General features: G+C 45.6%; 2 protein-coding genes. Both read left to right on the top strand.

The features are described 5' to 3' along the window. Positions 1 to 1,410, top strand: a 1,410-nt coding sequence (locus K8R76_08460) for a hypothetical protein (protein MCD4848208.1), incomplete at its 5' end; no start/stop codon positions are given. Between the two features lie 5 nt (positions 1,411 to 1,415). Next, the coding region (locus tag K8R76_08465; GenBank protein ID MCD4848209.1) for a hypothetical protein at positions 1,416 to 4,815 on the top strand (3,400 nt) is incomplete at its 3' end.

Below are 4,815 nucleotides of genomic sequence, written 5' to 3' on the forward strand. Positions count from 1 at the left end.
ATGAGAATACTAATTGCAGGAATTGTATGCCTTCTGGCATCTTCCTTGAGTGCTTTCGATCTTATTGATACTGTGCAATCCCTTAGGCAGCAGGTCTGGGAGAGTGAATACATTCCTGAATCAACCGTTACAGTGGTTCCAATTACAGATTACGATGAGTTTGAAGTTATTGAGCTTTTCAGAGCGGAAACAATAGAAGAGCTTGAAGCTTCACTGATAGACGGCTATCCCTATCCCTGGTTAGAAGAAACTCTCAAAGATGAGAGTATTCCCTGGGAGGACAGATACTGGCTTGATAGAAGAGTCAGGGCGGCCATATCTCAGAACCTCCATCTCTTCTTTGATACAGATAACAATCCCGTTTATGTTGATGCCGACGCGATCTTTCCTGGAGAATACTACTGGCGTGAGTATATGATAGCGGATCTTGTGGGTTTGAGTGTTCCAGAGGGAGCTGAGAGACCAGCTGGATTTGAGCTTACTGATTTAGGTTATTTGTATAATCCATATGGATACATGGAAGGGGAATATGCATTTGCGCTTCCGTTTATATCCATATCAAGAGATGGAAGCATTGGAGCAGTATCTGGATTGGTATCGTTGGATCCAGACGAGACATTTCCTGTAGAAACCTTTGAATTCATCATGTTTCCAGATGGCTCATATCAGCAGGAATTTGGACTTGATTCCGATCGGGAATACGATGCTGTCGTATCACCTGATGGAAGTGTGGCTGTATTCTGTTGTCTAGGAGCATCAACAGAAGATATAGCAGAAGAGAATGCGGATACTTACATCTTTGATCAGAATGGAGACCTGCTCCGATCATTCACGCTACCTATACGGCTTCATCACCATTCTTGGATACCCTCTATCTCACCAGATGGACATTATGTATGTCAATCTGGAAGAGATGCAGACGCCTGTCTCATTGACTGTTACAACGGAACTGCTGAAATAGTATCTGAACGGACTGAATATTTCAGGAACTGCAGTGAGTATAATTTTTCTCCTGATGGGAAATATCTATGCTTAGGAGGTGCTATAACAGGACAAATGTTGAATATAGAAAAAGATGAAGTTGAACTCTATCCAGAGACTGCTCCAGATGATCATAGTGAATTGCCGTATTCAGTTATTTCAACTTCAAAGAAAGGTGTATGCGTATCACTCGCAACTTTACACGAAACGCAATCAGGAAACTTCATCGAGCTGAATGTGATTATTAAGGAAAATAGAATCTGTAACGAAACTCTTCCATCAAGAGGATTCACTGCAGCAGATGTTTCTCCTAATGGTTACTATCTACTTGTTAATCCTGTGAATGCAGCCTATGGGTATCCAACAGCCTTCGGATCACCTGATGTTTTCAATCTCCCCATGTTTGTCATGCAGATTGAGGGCAGGTGATAGCGATGAAATGGATAATCAAACAGAGCGTAGCAGCAACAGTATTATTCTTTGCTTTATCTGCATATGCAAACGACCCAACTAGTGTTCCTTGGCCTGTGGGAACTGATCAAAATGCTACAAAGACTCTATTGAACAGTTATGGTGAGCCAAATACTTGGAGCGAAGGGCGGTTTCATGCCGGTATAGATATTGATTCGCAAACAGAAAGTGGAGGTGATGGAGACGAAGTTAGGTGCGTAATAGATGGTGTTGTAACGGAAATACGTGACTTTTATATAGGCGGAATTACACAATGGGTTGTTGTGACTGCAGAAGGAACAGGTATTGGCGATCATGAAGACTACGGATGGTGGTATGAGCATCTTAATAATCCATACGTTTCACCCTATAGTTTGTGGGTAGGTAAACCTGTTGTTGTTGGAACAAATCTAGGCTGCATGCATCCAGATGTTACAACACCTCATATCCATTTCAAATGGTCCTGGTGGGAATGGCCTGTTACAGATGAACTCTGGGATTGGTGTTATGTAAATCCTCTTGATTACCTGAATCCAGAGCCTGAGCAGGGAGCTAATTTTGATTGGATTTTCAACCCTAACAACAATGATCCAGCATTCCGATCCTTCTTTCTGGAGGATATGGTTCCTTCATCCTGGCCTAGTAGTGCAGGGAGCGTTCCCGGTATCATGCTGGACGAATACAACCTTTTAGAAGATGTAGACCTCTTCTTCGGTTTTAGCCTTCGAGGGCAAGGACAGAGTACGACTACGGGTTGTGGACGAGATGATCTTGTACCTGAGCGTATCGGATGGAACCTGATTCGAGAAACCACATCTGGAGATGAACTTCTGGAAGAGAACTACATAGTGAACTTAGATTGCCCGCTTTCAAATGAAGACGGTAATGAAAAAGTATGGCAGCTCTATTTCCGACACGAAATGGGTCCAGTGTTTCCAGGCGATGGAGACGGCCTTATCGTCTGTCTCACCAACTGCGGGGACATGCAGGGCTGGGAAGGTATTGGAATAGAGAACATTGAGGAGAACTGCTGGGATACGAACATCAATTATGAGTTTTCCGATGATGTGATCAATCCCGTTCTTGCTGCCTATCCGGATGGTTCCTATCAGATTGATGTAACATGCTTTACACATGTGAATGATGTTCTCCCCAATCCGGAAGTACAATTCATGCGGAGCATCGACTGCGAGCTTCACAACTTCTATCCTGCCCTCCGTGAAGTATCCATGCTTGATCTCGAAACCGATCAGACTTATTACCACGCTGAATGGGTGCCTGACGGTCTTTCTGCAGATCTTGATGTTTCTGTTGATAATCCTGCCTCTGCCGGGGCAGAGCTTCAAGTGGTATTGGTCTTCACAGAAGAGATGAACACAAGCTCACTCTCTGCAGTTCTCGGTCCTCTTTCTGTAGGCAATGGTGAATGGAGCGGTTCAGTTGTTCCCAATGACACCTGGATAGGAGAGGTTACTTTACCAACTGAGGAAAGTGATGGGTCATACGTTCTATCCGTTGGTGCTTCCGATACCGATGAAAATGATCTTATGGATCCTGAAGGTGCCGGAACTGTACCTGGTCCTTCCTATGACACCCACCATAAACTTAGTCTGAATTTTGGAGCTGAACTCGAATGGGCTGTACTCCTTAACCACCAGGTTGGCGGTTCCCCTGTTCTTGGGGATCTTGATGGTGACGGTGATCTTGATATAGCTGTTCAGACCAGAGAAGGTGTAGTTGAGCTGATAGATGAAAACGGTAATATTCTTCAGACACTTGAATCCGGAGACTGGAGTGGATTCTTTTCTCCTATCTATTCTTCACCTGCAATTGCTGATCTTAACCTTGACGGTAATATGGAAGTTCTCGCTGTTCATCCCTACGGTTGTAATGCATGGGATGCCGCGACAGGAACCTGCTTCATGAATTGGCCTGTTGATATGGGTTCTGAGGCTGGTATTACAGGCACCTATCCAAGTCACAGTGCCCCTGCTGTTTGTGACCTGATCGGAGACGAACACCCGGAGGTGGTGATCTGCAGACACCTCGATGAAAATCAGCCCTATGCGATTTGTACCGTCTGGATGTATGGTTATCAGGGAGGCAACCGTATCTGGCAGCATGAGCTTGAGCCTGGAGGGGTTTCCGTAACCTGTACGCCTGCTGTTGGTGATATATCCATCCAACTGTCCGGTAAAGAAATACTCGTCTGCACATCCGATGGATTTAACACAAATTATCCCTATCCACCCTCAGATCGCGGGAAAGACTGGGACAGCGCTATCTACCTTCTTGATCCTGCAGATGGCAATGAGATATGGAAGTCAGCAATCTACAACTGTTATTTCTTTGCATCCCCGGTGGCAGGTGATGTTGATGGAGACGGAGAGAACGAGATAATAATCGGAACGCACATTGATCAATCAGCTCACAGGGTTCTTGTTCTTGATGCGTATGATGGGTGTCTTGAGCATACGTTCTATACCAGCAGCACAGTTGTCAATTCAGCTGCCATAGCAGATATGAACGATGATGATATTCTTGATATTGTGGCCGTTGATAACACGGGACATGTATACTGCTGGTCGGGAGAGGCTTTCGAGTATGGGGATCAGTATGATCCATTACCGGGTTTCCCGGTGGTGGTAACGGGTGCCCCGACATCACCATCCATAGCGGACATTGATAGAGATTACAAGGTTGAGATAGTAGTCGGTACTGGAGATGGATACCTCTACGCCATCAACGGTGATGGCAGTATCTGCAGCGGTTATCCTGTGACCGACCCCGGATTGAACACCATAAAAGGTCAGCCCGTTATTGCTGATCTTGATAACGACAGCAGTCTTGAAATAGTGTTTGCTGATGGCAGTGATTCTTACGCTTATTGCTACGATCTTGGGGTTAACTCTTTTCCCGCTGAGATACCGTGGCGTCAGTTCCAGCATGACAGCTGGCATACTGGATGTTTTGATGCTGACAATACGATACCTGAACCGCCCACCAACCTCACCGGTGATATAACGTATAACGGCATTAGCTGCGAGGTTGAGCTTGAGTGGGATCTTTCGGTGAACGATCCTTACTCCGGAAGTCCCGAGGAACCTGCCGATGTGGTCTCCTATCAGATCTATCGAGGTTTTCCCACGAAAGATCCAGTCGTTGTAGGCAGGGTTCATGCTGGTACTGGCACGTATACCGATATCTTCAATCCAGGGGTGTATTCTGTTGTCCGGTATCGTGTGACATCATCCGATGGCACGAATGAATCCGAATTCAGCAATGACGTCCGGTTCCATACACGGGGGTACGATGTGCTATCTTCGGGTTGTTCTGTGATTGAAGAGTTCAGTGATAGACTGGAACCTCGAAGGACAGACGAGT

The sequence above is a fragment of the Candidatus Aegiribacteria sp. genome, assembly GCA_021108435.1.
GTDB lineage: Bacteria > Fermentibacterota > Fermentibacteria > Fermentibacterales > JCC-6 > Aegiribacteria.